The 16,051-nt window shown below is 57.1% G+C and carries 14 protein-coding genes and 1 pseudogene; 5 read left to right on the top strand and 10 right to left on the bottom strand.

Going from position 1 to position 16,051, the window contains the following annotated elements; translation table 11 throughout:
- The 5 genes and pseudogenes from ACE3NW_RS03655 to ACE3NW_RS03635 form a co-directional block, all read left to right on the top strand.
- A pseudogene (locus ACE3NW_RS03655) lies at positions 1–116 on the top strand (IS1595 family transposase); the annotation flags it as partial.
- Between the two features lie 99 nt (positions 117–215).
- Positions 216–3,254 (top strand): formate dehydrogenase-N subunit alpha, encoded by a 3,039-nt coding sequence (gene fdnG / locus ACE3NW_RS03650; RefSeq protein WP_374280465.1) that lies wholly within the window; start codon positions 216–218, stop codon positions 3,252–3,254.
- 49 nt (positions 3,255–3,303) lie between these two features.
- On the top strand, positions 3,304–3,963 hold the full coding sequence (locus ACE3NW_RS03645) for a 4Fe-4S dicluster domain-containing protein (RefSeq protein WP_374280463.1): 660 nt from the start codon (positions 3,304–3,306) through the stop codon (positions 3,961–3,963).
- A gap of 312 nt (positions 3,964–4,275) precedes the next feature.
- Positions 4,276–5,229 carry a formate dehydrogenase accessory protein FdhE gene (locus tag ACE3NW_RS03640; RefSeq protein ID WP_374280461.1) on the top strand — a complete coding sequence of 318 codons (954 nt, stop codon included), beginning with the start codon at positions 4,276–4,278 and terminating at the stop codon, positions 5,227–5,229.
- 252 nt (positions 5,230–5,481) lie between these two features.
- Complete coding sequence (locus ACE3NW_RS03635) at positions 5,482–5,913, top strand: cytochrome c3 family protein (protein WP_374280458.1); 432 nt, start codon at positions 5,482–5,484, stop codon at positions 5,911–5,913.
- Positions 5,914–6,295: 382 nt separating this feature from the next.
- Here ACE3NW_RS03635 and ACE3NW_RS03630 read toward each other — a convergent pair whose 3' ends face one another.
- The 10 genes from ACE3NW_RS03630 to ACE3NW_RS03585 all read right to left on the bottom strand — a co-directional run bounded on the left by ACE3NW_RS03630 (position 6,296) and on the right by ACE3NW_RS03585 (position 16,034).
- Complete coding sequence (locus ACE3NW_RS03630) at positions 6,296–6,925, bottom strand: protein phosphatase CheZ (protein WP_374280456.1); 630 nt, start codon at positions 6,923–6,925, stop codon at positions 6,296–6,298.
- 84 nt (positions 6,926–7,009) lie between these two features.
- The gene (gene ybgF, locus ACE3NW_RS03625; RefSeq protein WP_374280454.1) at positions 7,010–8,017 is read right to left on the bottom strand and encodes a tol-pal system protein YbgF; all 1,008 of its coding nucleotides are present in this window, start codon (positions 8,015–8,017) and stop codon (positions 7,010–7,012) included.
- Positions 8,018–8,028: 11 nt separating this feature from the next.
- Positions 8,029–8,235: a PLD nuclease N-terminal domain-containing protein gene (locus tag ACE3NW_RS03620; protein ID WP_374280452.1), complete on the bottom strand. Its 207-nt coding sequence runs from the start codon at positions 8,233–8,235 to the stop codon at positions 8,029–8,031.
- Positions 8,232–8,759 (bottom strand): signal peptidase II, encoded by a 528-nt coding sequence (gene lspA / locus ACE3NW_RS03615; protein ID WP_374280450.1) that lies wholly within the window; start codon positions 8,757–8,759, stop codon positions 8,232–8,234. Before lspA ends, ACE3NW_RS03620 begins: the two co-directional genes overlap by 4 nt.
- 5 nt (positions 8,760–8,764) lie before the next feature.
- Complete coding sequence (ileS, locus tag ACE3NW_RS03610; RefSeq protein ID WP_374280447.1) at positions 8,765–11,581, bottom strand: isoleucine--tRNA ligase; 2,817 nt, start codon at positions 11,579–11,581, stop codon at positions 8,765–8,767.
- 260 nt (positions 11,582–11,841) lie between these two features.
- Entirely contained in the window at positions 11,842–12,093 is a 252-nt protein-coding gene (locus ACE3NW_RS03605; RefSeq protein WP_374280445.1) for a HypC/HybG/HupF family hydrogenase formation chaperone, read from the bottom strand.
- A 440-nt stretch (positions 12,094–12,533) separates the two neighbouring features.
- A complete protein-coding gene (gene rnk, locus ACE3NW_RS03600; protein WP_374280443.1) occupies positions 12,534–12,947 on the bottom strand; it encodes a nucleoside diphosphate kinase regulator in 414 nt (137 codons plus the stop codon).
- A 574-nt stretch (positions 12,948–13,521) separates the two neighbouring features.
- Entirely contained in the window at positions 13,522–13,671 is a 150-nt protein-coding gene (gene hmcD / locus ACE3NW_RS03595; protein ID WP_291330748.1) for a sulfate respiration complex protein HmcD, read from the bottom strand.
- A gap of 23 nt (positions 13,672–13,694) precedes the next feature.
- Positions 13,695–14,912 carry a sulfate respiration complex protein HmcC gene (gene hmcC / locus ACE3NW_RS03590; protein ID WP_374280440.1) on the bottom strand — a complete coding sequence of 406 codons (1,218 nt, stop codon included), beginning with the start codon at positions 14,910–14,912 and terminating at the stop codon, positions 13,695–13,697.
- The gene (locus ACE3NW_RS03585) at positions 14,913–16,034 is read right to left on the bottom strand and encodes a 4Fe-4S dicluster domain-containing protein (protein WP_374280438.1); all 1,122 of its coding nucleotides are present in this window, start codon (positions 16,032–16,034) and stop codon (positions 14,913–14,915) included.
- Positions 16,035–16,051: the final 17 nt, after the last annotated feature.

Raw genomic sequence — 16,051 nt, 5'->3', positions numbered from 1 at the left:
TTGATGAATTCTGCTACCGCTTCAACCGCCGCGCCTGGGCTGACCAGGGCTTCGACAGACTATTATTGGCATGTGCCAATGCTGAAACGGTTACCTATGCTGAGCTAAGGCAATAGCCACATATTGTTATGAGACGTCGCCTCGCCGGGGCGTCGGTCACGATCTGCATTTTCGGCCCTTACGCTGTGTGACAGGCCAAAAAAAGGAGTATCATCATGAAAAGCACCCGGAGGAGTTTCCTCAAGGGCGTCGGTGCGGGAGTTCTCTGCCTCTCATTGGGGCAGCTGGGCTTCGACCTGGGCGAGGCCCAGGCTTACGCCGTTAAACTCAAAATAGAAGGCGCCAAGGAAGTTATCAGCGTCTGTCCGTTCTGCTCGGTATGCTGCCAGGTCATTGCCTATGTGCGTGACGGCAAGCTTGTTTCGACAGAGGGCGACCCTGATTTTCCCGTCAACGAGGGCGCACTCTGCGCCAAGGGCGCGGCACTCTTCAGCATGTACACCAATGATCACCGCCTGAAAAAGCCGCTTTACCGCGCGCCCAACAGCGATCACTGGGTGGAAAAGGACTGGGACTGGACCCTTGCCCAGATTGCACGCCGGGTAAAAGACACCCGCGACAAAGACTTTATTCTCAAGAATGCCAAGGGGCAGACGGTTAACCGTCTTGATTCCATCTTCTGGATGGGAACCTCGCACGCCTCCAACGAGGAATGTGCCGTCATTCACCAAGCGATACGCGGCCTGGGTGTTGTCCATATGGACCACCAGGCACGGGTCTGACACAGCCCCACTGTTGCGGCTCTGGCAGAGTCGTTCGGACGCGGTGCAATGACGAACCACTGGATCGATATCAAGAATAGCGATGCAGTGCTTATTATCGGCAGCAATGCCGCTGAACATCATCCTGTCGCCTTCAAGTGGGTTATGCGGGCCAAGGACAACGGGGCCGTGCTCATGCACGTTGACCCCAAGTTCTCGCGCACGTCTGCCCGGTGCGACTTCCATGTGCCCTTGCGCTCGGGAACGGACATTCCCTTCCTTGGCGGTATGGTCAACTACATTCTGGAAAATAAGCTGTACTTTAAGGATTACGTTGAAAAGTACACCCACGCCGGCTTTATAGTTGGCAAGGACTTTGCTTTCAACGATGGTCTTTTCAGCGGCTATGATCCTGCCACCCGCACCTACGACAAAAAGACGTGGGCGCTGGAAATGGATGCCGACGGCAAGCCTGTAGTCGATCCTACCTTCCAGAACGAACGCTGCGTCATCAACCTGATGCGCCAGCACTATTCCCGCTACACGCTCAAAAATGTTTCTGACATCACGGGCGTTTCGCAGGAGAATCTGCTCAAGGTCTACAAGGCATTCTGCGCCACTGGCGGACCCGACAAGGCCGGTACAATCATGTACGCTCTGGGCTGGACTCAGCACACCGTGGGCGTGCAGAACATCCGCCTTTCCTCGCTGATCCAGCTTTTGCTGGGCAACATTGGCGTGGCTGGCGGCGGCATCAACGCCCTGCGCGGCGAGCCCAATGTGCAGGGCTCCACCGACCATGCCCTGCTGTACAACAACCTGCCCGGCTATCACGGAACCCCCAGGGCTCCGTGGCAGGCGCTGGCCGACTACAACAAGGCCAATACGCCGGTGAGCAAACTGCCCAACAGCGCCAACTGGTGGGGCAACAGGCCCAAGTATATTGCCAGTTTGCTCAAGGGCTGGTTTGGCGACGAAGCCACGCCTGAAAACGACTTCTGCTATGGCCTGCTGGCCAAGCTGGAGCCAAATGAAGACTGTTCGTACATGTTTGCCATGGACAAGGTGTATCAGGGCAAGATGCGCGGTGGTTTCATCTTTGGCGTGAACCCCATGAACAGCTTCCCCAATACCAACAAGATGCGTGCCGCTCTGGACAAGCTGGATTGGCTTGTGTGTTCCGAACTGCATAATTCGGAAACCACAGACAACTGGAAGCGTCCCGGCGTGGACCCCAAGGCCTGCAAAACAGAAGTGTTCTTGCTGCCCTCGGCCCACCGCATTGAAAAAGAAGGTACCATCAGCAACAGCGGCCGCTGGTTGCAGTGGTTTGACCAGGGCGTCAAACCCGGCGGTGAAGCCCGTAACTTTGCCGATATCGTGGTGCCCCTGTTTAACAATATCCGTGAACTCTACAAGGCCGAAGGCGGCGTGTTGCCCGAGCCCATCCTCAAGATGAACTGGCCGGACAAGTATGATGCTTCCGACTGGGCCCGCCGTATCAACGGTTTCTTCTGGGCCGATGCCAAGGTGGGCGACAAGCAGTACAAGCGCGGCCAGCTCGTGCCCGCCTTTGCGGCGCTGAAGGACGACGGCACAACCTCGTCGCTCAACTGGATATACACCGGCAGCTGGACTGAAGAAGACGGCAACAAGTCCAAACGCCGCAACACCAGCCAAACGCCCATGCAGGCCAACATTGGCCTGTTCCCCAACTGGTCGTGGTGCTGGCCGGTAAACCGCCGCATTCTGTACAACCGCGCCTCTGTGGATGTGAACGGCAAGCCCTTCAATCCCAAGCGTGCTGTTATTGAATGGGACGGCTCCAAGTGGGTGGGCGACGTGCCCGACGGCCCCTGGCCGCCCATGGCCAACGAGGGCGGCAAGCTGCCCTTTATCATGGTAAAGGACGGCCATTCGCAGTTCTTTGCCGCTGGCCCCGCCGATGGTCCTTTCCCCGAGCACTACGAGCCTGCGGAAACGCCTCTGGCGAGCCATCCGTTCTCCAAACAGCTGAGCAGCCCGGTGTACAAGTTCCATACCTCTGATATGGACAAGATTGCCGCACCGGCTGACCCCAACTACCCCTATGTGCTGACCACCTACAGCCTCACCGAACACTGGTGCGGCGGCGGTGAAACGCGCAATGTGCCCAACCTGCTTGAAACCGAACCGCAGCTCTATGTAGAAATGAGCCCGGAACTGGCCAAGGAAAAGGGCATCAAGAACGGCGACGGTGTCCTTCTTGAAAGCATTCGCGGCACATGCGAGGCCATCGCCATGGTGACGGTGCGCATTCGTCCCTTTACGGTTATGGGCAGAACAATCCACCTGGTGGGTATGCCCTTTGCCTTTGGCTGGACAACGCCCAAGTGCGGCGACTCCACCAACAGGCTGACCGTTGGGGCCTATGACCCCAACACCACCATTCCTGAATCCAAGGCCTGCTGCGTCAATCTGCGCAAGGCTGATAAGCTGACCGAAATAGGCTAACACGCCGGGCGCACTCCTACGTGGAGTGCGCCCGTCAAGGAGCATTGCTATGCCGAAGACTTTTTTGATCGACACCACACGGTGCACGGCATGCCGGGGCTGCCAGTTGGCCTGTAAGGAATGGCATGACCTGCCTGCCAATGAAACCAAGCAGCGCGGCACACATCAGAATCCGCCGGATCTGAACCCCAACAATCTTAAAATTGTTCGTTTTCGCGAGCGCATGAAACCCGATGGCACGGTTGTGTGGAACTTCTTTCCCGACCAGTGCCGCCATTGCATCACGCCCATCTGCAAGGATGTGGCCGACATGGCAGTGCCAGGGGCCATCATCAAGGACGCCAAAACCGGTATGGTTATCGCCACCGAAAAAAGCGCCCAGCTGAGCCCGCAAGATGCGCAGGCCGTCATTGACGCCTGCCCCTACAACATCCCCCGTCTTGATCCCAAGACCAAGCGTCTGACCAAGTGCGACATGTGCATTGACCGCGTGACCGCAGGCATGCTGCCCATCTGCGTCAAAACATGCCCCACCGGAACCATGGCCTTTGGTGAAAGGGAAGAAATTCTGCCCATGGCCAAAAAGCGGCTTGAAATCGTCAAAAAAACCTTCCCCAAGGCTTTTTTGGCAGATGTTAAGGACGTGAGCGTCATTTACCTGCTGGCAGAAGAAAAAGAACACTACTACGAACACGCGGCCTTCATGTAAGGTTGGCGTGCAAGGCTCCCGCAGTTTTTTAGGCTGCGGGAGCCGGAAAATGCAGAGCGGGGGCTTGGCAAATCTTTCGCTTTGGTTCACCATTTGGGCAAGATCGGCAAGATCGCATACTCTGTGTGCGAAGCATACATTGTTGGTGTGGCCCACGGTTTTTTGCATCACCTGGATAGGGCGTGTTGGGCCTGGGTGCTTGTGCGGCTGCGCGTGCTGACGCGTTAAGCTGCCGGGGTGCTTTGAAACATTTTTCATGGCCGAACAGCTCTGGAGAGCGGCTGGGGCATACCCCTGGCATATGGAGTATTAATGGCTGCTACAAGGCAAACCGTTGCCCAAACTCTTGAAGAAGTAATTGCATGGCGTCCTGTGCTTGCGCCGGTGCTGCGTTCCTTTGAACCGCTGTTTTCCGCACAGGAAGAGCTGGTTGGCGTACTGGCTGAAAACCTCAAGGAGCAGGCAGCGGCGCTGCCGCAAGGCCAGACCGATCGTATGGATCAGGGGGTATCGCTGCTGGCGGGGGCCACGTTTGCTGGTTTTTCTCCGGCGGTGCGTACAAGCGCAGAAAAGCTGCTGCCCCTGCTGAGTCGTATGGACGCTGTTGTTCCGCACAAAGACGCGCTTGCAGACTTTTTCTTGAAATCTGACGATACCGTAGCGCAACACGTTGAAGAACTAGTTGCAGCAGTTGCGTCGGGAAACAAAAAAGCCATTGAGGGCCTGGCCGAAAAAATCGAGGTGGATCCTTTGGTGCTGCATTTTGCGGCAGGGTTTGTGATTTCGCCGGTATTGCACGCGTTGACCTCACTTGTGGCATCGTCTGGCGACGAGGCCCCCTGGGAAGCGGGCGATGTGTGGCGGCAGGGCTATTGCCCCATGTGCGGCGCGCTGCCCACCATGGGCTGGATGGACAAGCCCGCCATTGATGACAAGAATGCCTTTCTTGCTGGCGGTGGCGGCAAAAAGCATCTGCATTGCGGCACATGCGGCGCAGACTGGAAGTTTCGGCGCGGTGCCTGCCCCGCATGCGGCGAGGAAGGCAGTGGAGTGATGGAACTGCTGCGCGAAAGCGGCACTGCTGCCCATGGTGAGCGGCTCGACTGGTGTACCAAGTGTAAATCATATTGCCCGGCAGTGGACTTGCGCGAGCGCGAATTTATACCAAACCTTGATGCCCTTGCCCTTGGCATGATGCATCTGGATATGGTGGCGGCTCGCAGAAAACTCAAGCCGGTCAAACCATCGTTCTGGAACATGTTTTAACCGTTGCAGCATGTGGCCCAAGGCTCTTGGGCCTGGGCAACGGTGGTAGAGCGTTTGTTGGGTATGAGTTTGGGGCCGGTTTTTAATGTATTAAATGTCCCCGGTGTGGATATCTTTAAATATTGCACATGGGTGGCATTTTAAGGTAAAACAACCGGCGTGGTGATTGGTGGTTAGGGTGGTATTGTGCCGCCTATGGCGAGTCGGGGGCCGGGCTCCTGAGCTGTACGAACCCAGTAGGAGGATTTACTGATGAAATATGTGCCCTTGTTGCTGCTTGCGTTGAGCCTGGTGTGGGTTGGCGCGGCGCAGGCGCGTGATATCAAGGAAATGTCGCAGGTCATCAAAAAGCCCATTGAGATTCCCGGTGGCACATCCGCTCGCATGAGCGTCATGTTTCCCCACACGGCTCATAAAGGCATCAACTGCATGCACTGCCACCACGAAGTGAGCGGTGACAACCGCTACGTTGCCTGTACCGAATGCCATGCCACCCCTGGCGCACGTGAACGTGACTCCATGAGCATGTTCATGGCCTTCCATTCCAAGAACGGCGACCGCTCGTGCTACGGCTGTCATTCGCAGAAGGCGCAGGAAAATCCCGCCAAATACGGTGCCAAGTTCAAGGGCTGCCGCCCCTGCCACATGGCTGCCAGTGCCCGCGAAGCCGCCAAGCAGAAGTAAGCTGAATATTTGCACGGGGTTCTGTGCCCCGGTGTTTACAACAAGGCCCCTTAAGGGGCCTTGTTGTTTTGCGTGCCCAAAATTTTTGTGCCGGAGATACACTGAACGGCAGTGCCCGGTGTCAGCGCCGGAAGCCCGATGCACCTTGCCGCACCCGGAGTGGCTGTAACCACTGTCAGTGATCTCTGCATCCCCTGGTTTTGAGTGGTTGCCATGTTATGGAGCTTCAGACGGTGTTGGTCTGTGAGCGGGAAGGGGCCGCAACACTACATCCCGGTATACCGGCAAGCCTTCTGCTGGCCCATTGGTCGCAAAAAAAGGGCGTTTTGCAACGCCCCTTGAATCGTGTCTGTGTGCTGTCTGCGAGTCGTTCAATGCGGGTTTACAGCCCCAGCTGGGAGAGCATGTCGTCGATGGCTCCCTGAGAAACCCCCGCCTTGTCAGGCCCTTTAAGCTCATTGCGTACCTGGTTGAATTCCTTAACGGCCTGACGCGCTTCGTCCTGCAATTCCTGAACATTCTTGGTAGGATCTTTTTCCGCAGCTTCGAGCAGCAGGCCCGATGAAACGTAAAGCTCCACCACCATGGCTTCTATCTGGTTAAGGGCAGAAACAACGCGTTTGATGCGTTGGCCCGTAATGTCCTGAAAGCTCAGGGTCGTCATCAGGGTAGTCAGATCTTTGCCCAGACGAAAATTGTTTGTCTCAAGCTGTATGATGCGCGCGGGGTCCTCCGCCTCATTGCGCAGGGCGCTCAGAATGCCGTCATTCTGTTCCTGAAAATCCAGTTGCCGTTCAACAATTTCCATAATGGACATTGTGGCGGCTTCTGTGTCTTTCAGCACTTCATCAAGCTGGCTTGAAGCCTCAAGAAACAAGGCGTCGGGATTTGGGGGGGGCAGTGGCTGTCCTTTGGAAGCAGCTGAAACGCGCTGAAAAATGTCTTTGAGACCTTGGCGCATTTCAGAGCTGATCTGCTTATAAACGGCGGCTTCGGGCTTTTCTTCGCTCATGCCCGTCCCCTTTGCGCTCGGCGCGGTTGAGTTGGTATGTATAAAACTGCTCTGCCGTGCAAGCACACGGCAGAGCTTGCGAGATTACTTGTTGGTCTTGAGAAACGTCTTGGCGCGCGCCGCTTCGGGCGAGTTGGGGTATTTCTTGATAAGTTCTTCCAGACGGGCCTTGGCGGCAGCTGCCTGATTGAGCTTGCTGAAGCTGATACCCTGTTTGAGGTACGCACCCGGCGCGCTGGAAGAAGTGGGGTACTTCTTGATCACAGCGTCATAGGACAGGGCCGCATCGGCAAACTGGTTGCGCTGGAAGTAGCATTCGGCCAGATAATACTGGGCTTCGGGGGCCTGGCTGTGGTCTTTGTAGTTTTTCAGAAAGTCGGTAAACGAGCGCTGGGCTTCGTCGTACTTTCTGGCATTGTAGGAGTTTACACCGGCATCAAAGAGCGCCAGCGAAATATCTTTTTTGGGGGCCTGAACCGGGGCTTCAGGCTGGGGGCTGGGCTGGCCCCAGGTGCTGGAGCTGGGATTGATGACACCCTGAGGCGGCGTGGAAACCGCACCCTGATCGCCGCCAGCAGACGCCGCCGCGTAGCCCACAGAACCCGCCGCCATGCCGCCCGCAGCAGCCTGACCGTAAGAGGGCTGCCCGTAGTTGGGCTGGCTGAAGGCGGGCGCAGCCTGCGGGGCCGCCTGGGGGGCTGCCTGGGGGGCAAGCTGTGCAAGAGGCGCAGAACCGCCGCCGCTGCTCATGGGATCGCCCAGGTTCAGGTTCAGGGCCATGCTGCGTTCAACCTGCCGCAGGGCTTCATCGTGCGCACGCACGCGGCCCACGAGCGCATGCGCACCGCCGGCATTCTGTATATCGTCAAGCTGTCCCTTGAGCGTGTTTACTTCCTGACGCAAGGTCTGGAGCTGGTTCCACGCATCGGCCTGGGCCGGTTGCATCTGGCGCAGCTGCATGTCCTGCTGCTGCACCTGCTGTTCCAGTGATACGCTGCCGTTGCCGCTGCTGGTGCTGCCACCCATGCAGCCGCCCAGGGGCAGAGCCGCACAGGCCAGAGTCAGAATGTACAAAGTACGGAGTGTGCGCATAGTACCCTCTTTCAATTTTGCACTTTTCCCAGAACTTTTTTTCGTCCGGTGAAAATATAGATGATTCCACCCACAATCGGCAAAAAAACTACCAGCACAAGCCACAGGGCGCGCTGTTGCGGGTTTTCAAACTCGTGTCCCCATATGTGCAGAATGCTCCACAAGGTGGGAATCATGGGGAACATTACCAAAAGCACATGCCACCAATGAAAAATCATGCGGTTCCTCCCTTGTCGGGGGTTGGTTTGCCGCCCTTGCCGCTGGCAGCAGCCTGGGGCTTGCGCCAGAGAATCAGGCAGGCCAGCACCGCACCCACAAATATGGCCGAATCAGCCACATTAAAGGCAGGCCAGTGCCAGTCGCCCCAATAGACATCCAAAAAGTCAACCACGGCGCGAAAGCGCACGCGGTCAACCAGATTGCCGAGCGCGCCGCCCATCACAAGGCCCAGGGCCGTAAACAGCCAGGGGTCTTCATCGGCGCTGCGCACCAGCATAATGATGGCCCACACTGCCACAATGGTGGCAACAAGAAACAGCCAGAACTGCCATTCGATGTCAGATCTGTTCAAAAAGCCGAATGCCGCGCCCCGGTTGCGGATATTGACCAGGTCAAATAGCCCGGCAATAACCGTGATGGGCCGGTGTTCGGGTATGTACTGCATGACGGCCCACTTGCTTGCCTGATCAAGAATCAGGGCAACAATGGCCGCAATGCCGAGTATGCTGTATCGCCTTGGCATTCCTGTTACGCTTCCATTGCCTTGATGACAGCGGCGCAGCGTGGGCAAAGCGTGGGATGCTCCGCATCCGTGCCAAGCTCTGTGCTGTAAATCCAGCAGCGTTCGCACTTTTCTCCGTGGGCCTTTTCCACCCCAATGGCCAGACCGGCTATTTCTTCGTCACGGTAGGCTTGCTGCGGGGCAGCTTCAAGCGGCTGCATGGCAATCTGCGAAACAATGCAGAAGGCGCGCAGATCGGTGTTCAGCCCGTCAATGCGCTGGCGCAGTTCATCGGCCACAAAGAGGGTCACGCGCGTATCGAGCGAGTGGCCGATTACGCCGTCACGGCGCATGGGCTCAATGGCCTTGGTTACCGCACCGCGCACGGCGGTGAGCACAGTCCAGTCGTCACGCTTGCCTTCTTCAAGCAGGAAGGGAGCGGAATCGACCGGTTGCAGGGCAAATACCGTGGGCTCTGTGCCGCGCAGGCCTGCGGGCAGATGGGCGTAGATTTCTTCTGCCGTAAAGGAGAGCACCGGGGCCATGTCACGCAGCAGCATGCCGAGCATGTGCCACATGGCGGTTTGAGCCGAGCGGCGTTCCGCGCTGGCTGCGCCGGATGCGTAGAGGCGGTCTTTGAGAATGTCCAGATACATGGACGAAAGATCCGTCACGCAGTAATTGTGCAGGGTGTGGTAGACCTTGTGGAAGTCAAAATCCATATAGGCCTGCTGCACACGGTCATGCACGCGGGCGGCTGCATCAAGGGCAAAGCGGTCAAGGGGCAGCAGCTCATTGAGCGGCAGCAGATCATTTTTGCCCATGCCCTCAAGGTTGCCCAGAATATAGCGGCAGGTATTGCGAATGCGGCGGTAGGCATCCACCAGTCGGCCAAGAATTTCGTCTGAAATGCGAATGTCTTCGCGGTATTCAACAGACGAAACCCACAGGCGCACGATTTCTGCACCAAACTTTTCGATCAGCTCTTGCGGCGCAATGACATTGCCAATGGATTTGGACATCTTGCGGCCTTCGCCGTCCACCACATAGCCGTGGGTGAGCACAGACTTGTAGGGTGCGCGCTGGCGCGTGCCCTCGCTGACCAGCAGCGAGCTGTGGAACCAGCCACGGTGCTGGTCTGAACCTTCCAGGTACAGGTCGGCGGGGTAGGCCAGCTCAGGGCGCTGTTCAAGCACGGCGGCAAAGCTTGTGCCAGAGTCAAACCACACGTCCAGAATATCGGTTTCGCGCTTCCAGTGGTTGCCTCCGCAGTGGGGGCAGGCAAGGCCCTGAGGCACGATTTCTGAAAGCTCGGCTTCGTACCAGTAGTCGCAGCCCGTGGGGTGCTTGGCAAACTTGTCGCAGATGTCGCGCATCCACTTGGGGTCGTTCCAGGCTTCGCCGCAGTCTTCGCACAGCAGGGCCATGATGGGCACACCCCACTGGCGCTGCCGCGAGATGCACCAGTCGGGCCGGAATTCGATCATGTTGTGGATGCGTTCGCGGCCCCAGGCCGGTATCCAGCGCACCTGTTCGTCAATGGCCTTGAGGGCGCGGCCGCGCAGGTCGTTTTTTTCCATGCTGATAAACCACTGGGTGGTGGCGCGGAAAATGACCGGCTGCTTACAGCGCCAGCAGTGCGGGTAGGAGTGCTTGATCTTGGCCTGGCGCAACAATGCGCCAACTTCTTCAAGCTTTTCGATGACCTTGGGGTTGGCTTCAAAAACATTCAGCCCCGCAAAAAATTCTACCGTGGGCAAAAAGCGGCCCGCGTCGTCCATGGGGGAATAGATTTCGAGGCCGTACTTGAGGCCAACCTCGTAGTCTTCGCGGCCATGGCCGGGGGCGGTGTGTACGCAGCCCGTGCCCGCATCAAGGGTAACGTGCTGGCCCAGAATGATGGGCGACACGCGGTCATAAAAGGGGTGCTGGGCCTTGAGGCCCTCAAGCTGGTCGCCTGTGGCGCGGCCAAGAATCTGCGGGTCGCTCCAGCCAAACTGCTCGGCGCACGAGGCCAGCAGTTCTTCGGCCAGCAGGTACTGGGCATCGCCAGCCTGCACAAGCACGTAGGTAAATTCGGGGTGCAGGCACACCGCCATGTTGTCTGGCAGGGTCCAGGGGGTGGTGGTCCAGATGACCACAAAGGCGTGGGCCGGGTCGGCTGCGGAAAAAACGTTTTTCAGGCCGTCGTCCTTGAGCGGAAAGCGCACAAAGATCGAGGGCGAAGTGTGGTCGTAGTATTCAACCTCGGCTTCGGCCAGCGCAGTGTGGCACGAGCAGCACCAGTAGATGGGCTTTTTGGAGCGCATGACGCCGCCGGTTTCCACAAAATTGGCAAGCTCGCGAGCGGTGGCAGCCTCATAGCTGGGGCGCATGCTCATGTAGGGATCTTCCCAGTTGCCAAGCACACCAAGACGACGAAAGTCCTTGCGCTGCACGTCAATCCACTTGGCGGCGTAGTCGCGGCAGAGCTTGCGCACCACATGGGCGGGCAGGGTCTTCTTTTTTTCTTTCAGTTCCTGCTCGACCTTGTGCTCGATGGGCAGGCCATGGCAGTCCCAGCCGGGAACATAGAGTGCGGCAAAGCCAGCCATGTTGCGCGATTTTACAATAATATCCTTGAGAATCTTGTTGAGCGCCGTACCCATGTGGATATGCCCGTTGGCATAGGGCGGGCCATCGTGCAGCACATAGGTTCCCTTGCTGCCAGAAGCCTCAACCATGGCCTCGTAGCTGTTGATGGTATCCCATTTTTTCAGGGTCTCCGGCTCACGCTGGGCCAGGTTTGCTTTCATGGGAAAGGCGGTCTGAGGCAGGTTCAATGTCTTCTTATAATCGCTCATGCTGGCTCCCGGCGCAGTTCAACTCAAGGACTTGGCAATAATCGCAAGGTGAAAAAATCGATCTAGTGTGGGCAAATAGCGGGGTAAAGTCAAGAACAGCAGGATGCAGTGATCCTGCTGGCGTGGGCTGACGGCGCTCAGAATATACAAAAAATGTTGGCTGGCCCATTGCTAATGGGCAGCTTCACTGTCTTCTGCCATTGCCATATACGGGCGGCCAGCACGGATTTTTTGTTTGCGCGCAGGCCTGCCCGTGACGGTCAGAAGTTTGCCGGTGTTCCCTCAAGGGCCTGAGCTAGCTCGCGCAGCGCCGAAAGACTGTCTTCGGCCTCTTGCGGTGTCATGACATGCAGCGCAAAGCCAGCATGCACGATCACATAGTCACCCACCTTGGGTTCTTCGGCCAGCAACATGACAGAAGCGGTAAGAAAGGTCTGGCTTTCGCCCACGCGCACGCGGGCCATGCCCTCGCCCTGAAGTTCTTCAATTCTGGCTGGTATGGCAAGACACATATTTGGTACCTCTTGGAAGGCAGATAATCATTGAAAGTGCGGCGGCAAGGCCGCAACCGTATCGCAGACAGTCAGCTTACCAGCGCGGCAGTTTTGACGCAAGGGCGCTTTGCCGAACGGCAGCAGTGCCGCCGGGATTATTGATGTGCCATACCCCTGTGCATTGCCTCGGCGTTCTGCATGGAGCGGAAGGCCCCGCTCTGTGGATAGTTCCGCCAGCCGCGCTTTAGTCCCACGGCAATCATGGCGGATAAAGGTCACGCCCGGCCTTAGCCTGTCTTCCTGCGCACGCGAGAGGTATTCCATTATCTGCCGCACAAAGCACTGACAGGCACAAGTTCTGGCCCCAGCGGCGCGTTCACGTCCACCATAAAGCCTCCAGTCATCGGTGGGGAATGGATGTTATTGTTTGGGTTGCAAGCCAGGGGCGGCTGCCGGGGCTACTGGTCGTAGCGCCCGGCGCGTTCCGGCTGGTCTTCTACCTCAAACACCACAAGGTGCAGTGTTCCGCCGTTGGGGTTGGGCCAGTGTATTTCGTCGCCCTCAGCCAAGCCTAGCAGGGCGCTGCCCACAGGGGCCAGTATCGATACTGTATCCTGACTGGAATCGGTTTTTCCGGGGTACACAAGTCTGAGGCGGTGCTCTGCGCCCGATGGCAACACCGCAAACCGCACTGTGGAATTCATGGTTACTACCGAGGGCGGTATCTCTTCCGGTTCCACAATGGTGGCACGGTATATCTCGTCTTCCAGTGCTTTTTGACCGACAAAGCTGTTGGCTGGCAGACCCTCCAGCAGGTTTTCCAGCCGGGCGGCATCGCGGCTGGTAAGGGTGATGGCGGGATATGGCTGCATGGTGTTCTCCTTGGTGCTGCTCGGGCTGTTGCATAAAAAAAGAGGGCGTAACCTGTACGCCCTCTTTTTTTATGTGGTTGTATGGGCGTTATCAGGGTGCAAAAAAGCGGCGAAGTTGTGCGACTTCGCGAGAGATGTTTTTTGCAAATGTAACGCTGAAAAACATTGCATTTTCCTGATATAAAATATTTTTGACGCACAAAAAAGAACAGCTTTCCTTGTTATGGAAAGCTTTGTGGCGTCATTGCCATGTGCATATGCTAAAAATAATATCGCATGTCTTGGAAGTGGGCAAGCATAAAAGTAAAATTTTACTTCTGGTCTAAACGTATCAATTACTGTGATGTTTCGTGAAGAATTTTAAGACAAAAACATATTGCTCGTAAGAATTGGGAAGGCCCCAGGGAAAAAACCTGACAACAGGACTGATCTAGTGTGAGCCATTGCGCTGCATGCAGCGTAATCGCTCACGGCGTGGGAGGCCAACCGTTTGTAATTTGTGGGCTACTGGCCGCAGCGCATAAAAAAGGGCGAAGCCTCGCGGCCTCGCCCTTTGATCTTCTGCTCTTAAGGCCTAGTGCTTGGAGCCCTTGGAGCGGTCTTTTTTGTCAGGGAACAGGACGAAGTTCCAGTACAGCACGTAAACGGGCAGCACTACAAACATCATCACATAAGCCCAGCTCTTGGTGAAGAGAAAATACTGATAAAAAGTATTGAATTCCATGAGATTCTCCTCCTAAGCGCGGCTTAGTGTTCTTCGCCCTTGAAGTCTGGGTGTTCGTACAGCACCGGCATGTTGTAAACGATGAAGCGGTAGACCGTGACGATCATGGTCACCACAAACATGGAGATGCAGATTTCCCAGATGCTGGGGAAGTAGCGCTCAGCCGAAGGCAGCGTGTAGTTGAAGGCGATCATGGAAACGTTGAAACGGTTCAGCACGATGCCCAACACGGTGTTGACGGCGCCAATGCGGCACAGGGTCAGGTTGCGGTCGCGCGCGCCCTTGGCGTAGATCAGGGCGGGCATGAGCACAAAGCCCAGCATTTCCACCATCCACCACGCGCCGTAGCCCGTGAAGAGGTAGGGAATGTTGGCCTGCACAAGCATGTCGATGAGCTTGAGCATGAAGTAGGCAAACAAAATGAACGAGGCCGCACGGGCAAAGCTGAAGGAAACATCGTTCGCTTCGCGCAGATGGGTTTTGTCCATATAGTGGTGTACGCCACGGTGGGCCAGCATGCCTTCAAAGATAACCATGGACGCGCCAGCGGCCATGGAGCTCACGAAGAAGAACATGGGCATGAAGGGCGAGTACCACAGGGGGAACACCTTGCCGGGGGCGATCAGGTAGAGCGAACCCAGCGAGGACTGGTGCAGGGTGGACAGAGTCACACCGAAGATGGTCAGGGGAATGGTACACTTGATCACGATCTTGCGGATCTTGAGCAGCCAGGGGTAGCGGCAGGACAGCCATTCCAGGGGTGCAACCGAGAATTCGATGAGCAGAACCGTAACGTAGGTAGCCACGCACAGGCCCACTTCAAAGAGAACCGAGGTCGTACCGGGGAAGAAGAACATGAAGGGCAGACGCAGCGGATGACCAAGGTCATACAGCAGGGCGACAACCACGAAACCGTAGCCCAAAAAGGCCGTGGTGATGGCCGGGCGCACGGCAGAGTGGAAGTGCTTCATGCCCATGATGTAACAGGCCACGGTGGTGAAGTAGCCGCCTGCTGCAAGGCACACGCCGCACAGAAGGTCAAAGCCGATCCACATGCCCCAGGGCATCACATCGCTGAGGTTGGTTACAGAGCCGATACCCACGGTAAAGCGGATAACGGTGATAATAAAGCCCACCGTCAGAATGATGGCAGTAATGATGTTGCCAGGAGTGGGCGTCAGGAATTCGCTGATGTTAAACAGCTTGTCCCTGGTGGGAATAACTATGCTGTGGTGTGCCATTTACTTATCCTCCCCGTGCCCTTTGCAGCACTCCGCTTCCCGAGCCTTCAAGGCATCGGTCATAGCGCGGCGGGCTGTGTCGGCAGCACCCGGACCCTGGGTTTCCTCGATCTTGCGCACGGCTGCGTCAACAGCTGCTGACAGATCGTCCTTGGTCTCCTTGATGTGTGCGTCTTTTTCCGCCTTGTACATAGCTTCGCGGCGTTTGGTCATGGCGTAGGCGCCACCAAAGAGCACAGGCCAGAAGGCCACAATCATGGGCACAGTACCCAGAGCGCCGTAGGTCAGCTCGCCCATGGGCTGGTCGCCCAGGTGCTTGTCGAGACCAAGCTGCTTGAGTTCGCTGGTGTCGCCGTGAGCGTCGTGGCCCTTGGCGGCCTTGGCGTCCTTGGCAACAGCTGGGGCTTCAATGGCAGGGGCCAGCACCATCCAGGCAGTACCACCGGCGTCTTTTTCGCCGTAAACGTAGTTTACGTACTTGCCGGGGGCTTCGTTCATGCGGGCACGGGCGATCTTGAGCAGGTCGCTGCGGCGGCCAAAGGTCAGGGCGTCCATGGGGCAGGCCTCAACGCAGCCGGGCAGCTTGCCTTCCTTGAGGCGGGGTTCGCAGAAGGTACACTTTTGCACCAACGGATCGAACGCTTCGTCGTACTGGAAGCCAGGCACGTAGAAGGGGCAGGCAACCATGCAGTACCGGCAACCCACGCACTGCGAACCTTCGTAGGTCACGCTGCCGTCGGGCTGCTTCTGGAAGCATTTGGCAAAACAGGCAGAGGCGCAGGCCGGGTCGTTGCAGTGGAAGCACTGCAACTTGCGGAACACGTCTTTGCCGTTGACGTTGTACTTGTTAACTACCGTCCACTCATAGGCCGAGGTGCGGCGGTGGGTGGAGGTAACCGAAAGGTCGGTAAAGGGCTTTTTGGGCTTGGGCAGGTGGTTCACCGCGTTGCAGGCTTCTTCGCAACGGCGGCAGCCGATGCAGCGCGTGGTGTCATGCAGAACGCCGTAGCTGTCTGCATAATAGGGGAAGGTGTGTACCCCGGCATTGGCCACCTTGGCAGTGCCCAATGCCGAAATCACGCCCGCGCTTCCCATAATGGCCAGGAATTTTCTGCGATTCATATGCGTTTCTCCGTGCA

Origin of the sequence: Desulfovibrio sp. (assembly GCF_041907885.1) — a bacterium.
Taxonomy (GTDB): Bacteria; Desulfobacterota; Desulfovibrionia; order Desulfovibrionales; family Desulfovibrionaceae; genus Desulfovibrio.
Note: the sequence above shows the minus strand (reverse complement) of the source record. Positions and strands in the feature narration are given on the sequence as shown.

Excerpts from the sequence above, each read along its gene's own strand:
- ACE3NW_RS03645 (WP_374280463.1), top strand. The coding sequence starts at position 3,304 with ATGCCGAAGACTTTTTTGATCGACACCACACGGTGCACGGCATGCCGG.
- ACE3NW_RS03640 (WP_374280461.1), top strand. The coding sequence starts at position 4,276 with ATGGCTGCTACAAGGCAAACCGTTGCCCAAACTCTTGAAGAAGTAATT.
- ACE3NW_RS03635 (WP_374280458.1), top strand. The coding sequence starts at position 5,482 with ATGAAATATGTGCCCTTGTTGCTGCTTGCGTTGAGCCTGGTGTGGGTT.
- ACE3NW_RS03630 (WP_374280456.1), bottom strand. The coding sequence starts at position 6,925 with ATGAGCGAAGAAAAGCCCGAAGCCGCCGTTTATAAGCAGATCAGCTCT.
- ybgF (WP_374280454.1), bottom strand. The coding sequence starts at position 8,017 with ATGCGCACACTCCGTACTTTGTACATTCTGACTCTGGCCTGTGCGGCT.
- ACE3NW_RS03620 (WP_374280452.1), bottom strand. The coding sequence starts at position 8,235 with ATGATTTTTCATTGGTGGCATGTGCTTTTGGTAATGTTCCCCATGATT.
- lspA (WP_374280450.1), bottom strand. The coding sequence starts at position 8,759 with ATGCCAAGGCGATACAGCATACTCGGCATTGCGGCCATTGTTGCCCTG.
- ileS (WP_374280447.1), bottom strand. The coding sequence starts at position 11,581 with ATGAGCGATTATAAGAAGACATTGAACCTGCCTCAGACCGCCTTTCCC.
- ACE3NW_RS03605 (WP_374280445.1), bottom strand. The coding sequence starts at position 12,093 with ATGTGTCTTGCCATACCAGCCAGAATTGAAGAACTTCAGGGCGAGGGC.
- rnk (WP_374280443.1), bottom strand. The coding sequence starts at position 12,947 with ATGCAGCCATATCCCGCCATCACCCTTACCAGCCGCGATGCCGCCCGG.
- hmcD (WP_291330748.1), bottom strand. The coding sequence starts at position 13,671 with ATGGAATTCAATACTTTTTATCAGTATTTTCTCTTCACCAAGAGCTGG.
- hmcC (WP_374280440.1), bottom strand. The coding sequence starts at position 14,912 with ATGGCACACCACAGCATAGTTATTCCCACCAGGGACAAGCTGTTTAAC.
- ACE3NW_RS03585 (WP_374280438.1), bottom strand. The coding sequence starts at position 16,034 with ATGAATCGCAGAAAATTCCTGGCCATTATGGGAAGCGCGGGCGTGATT.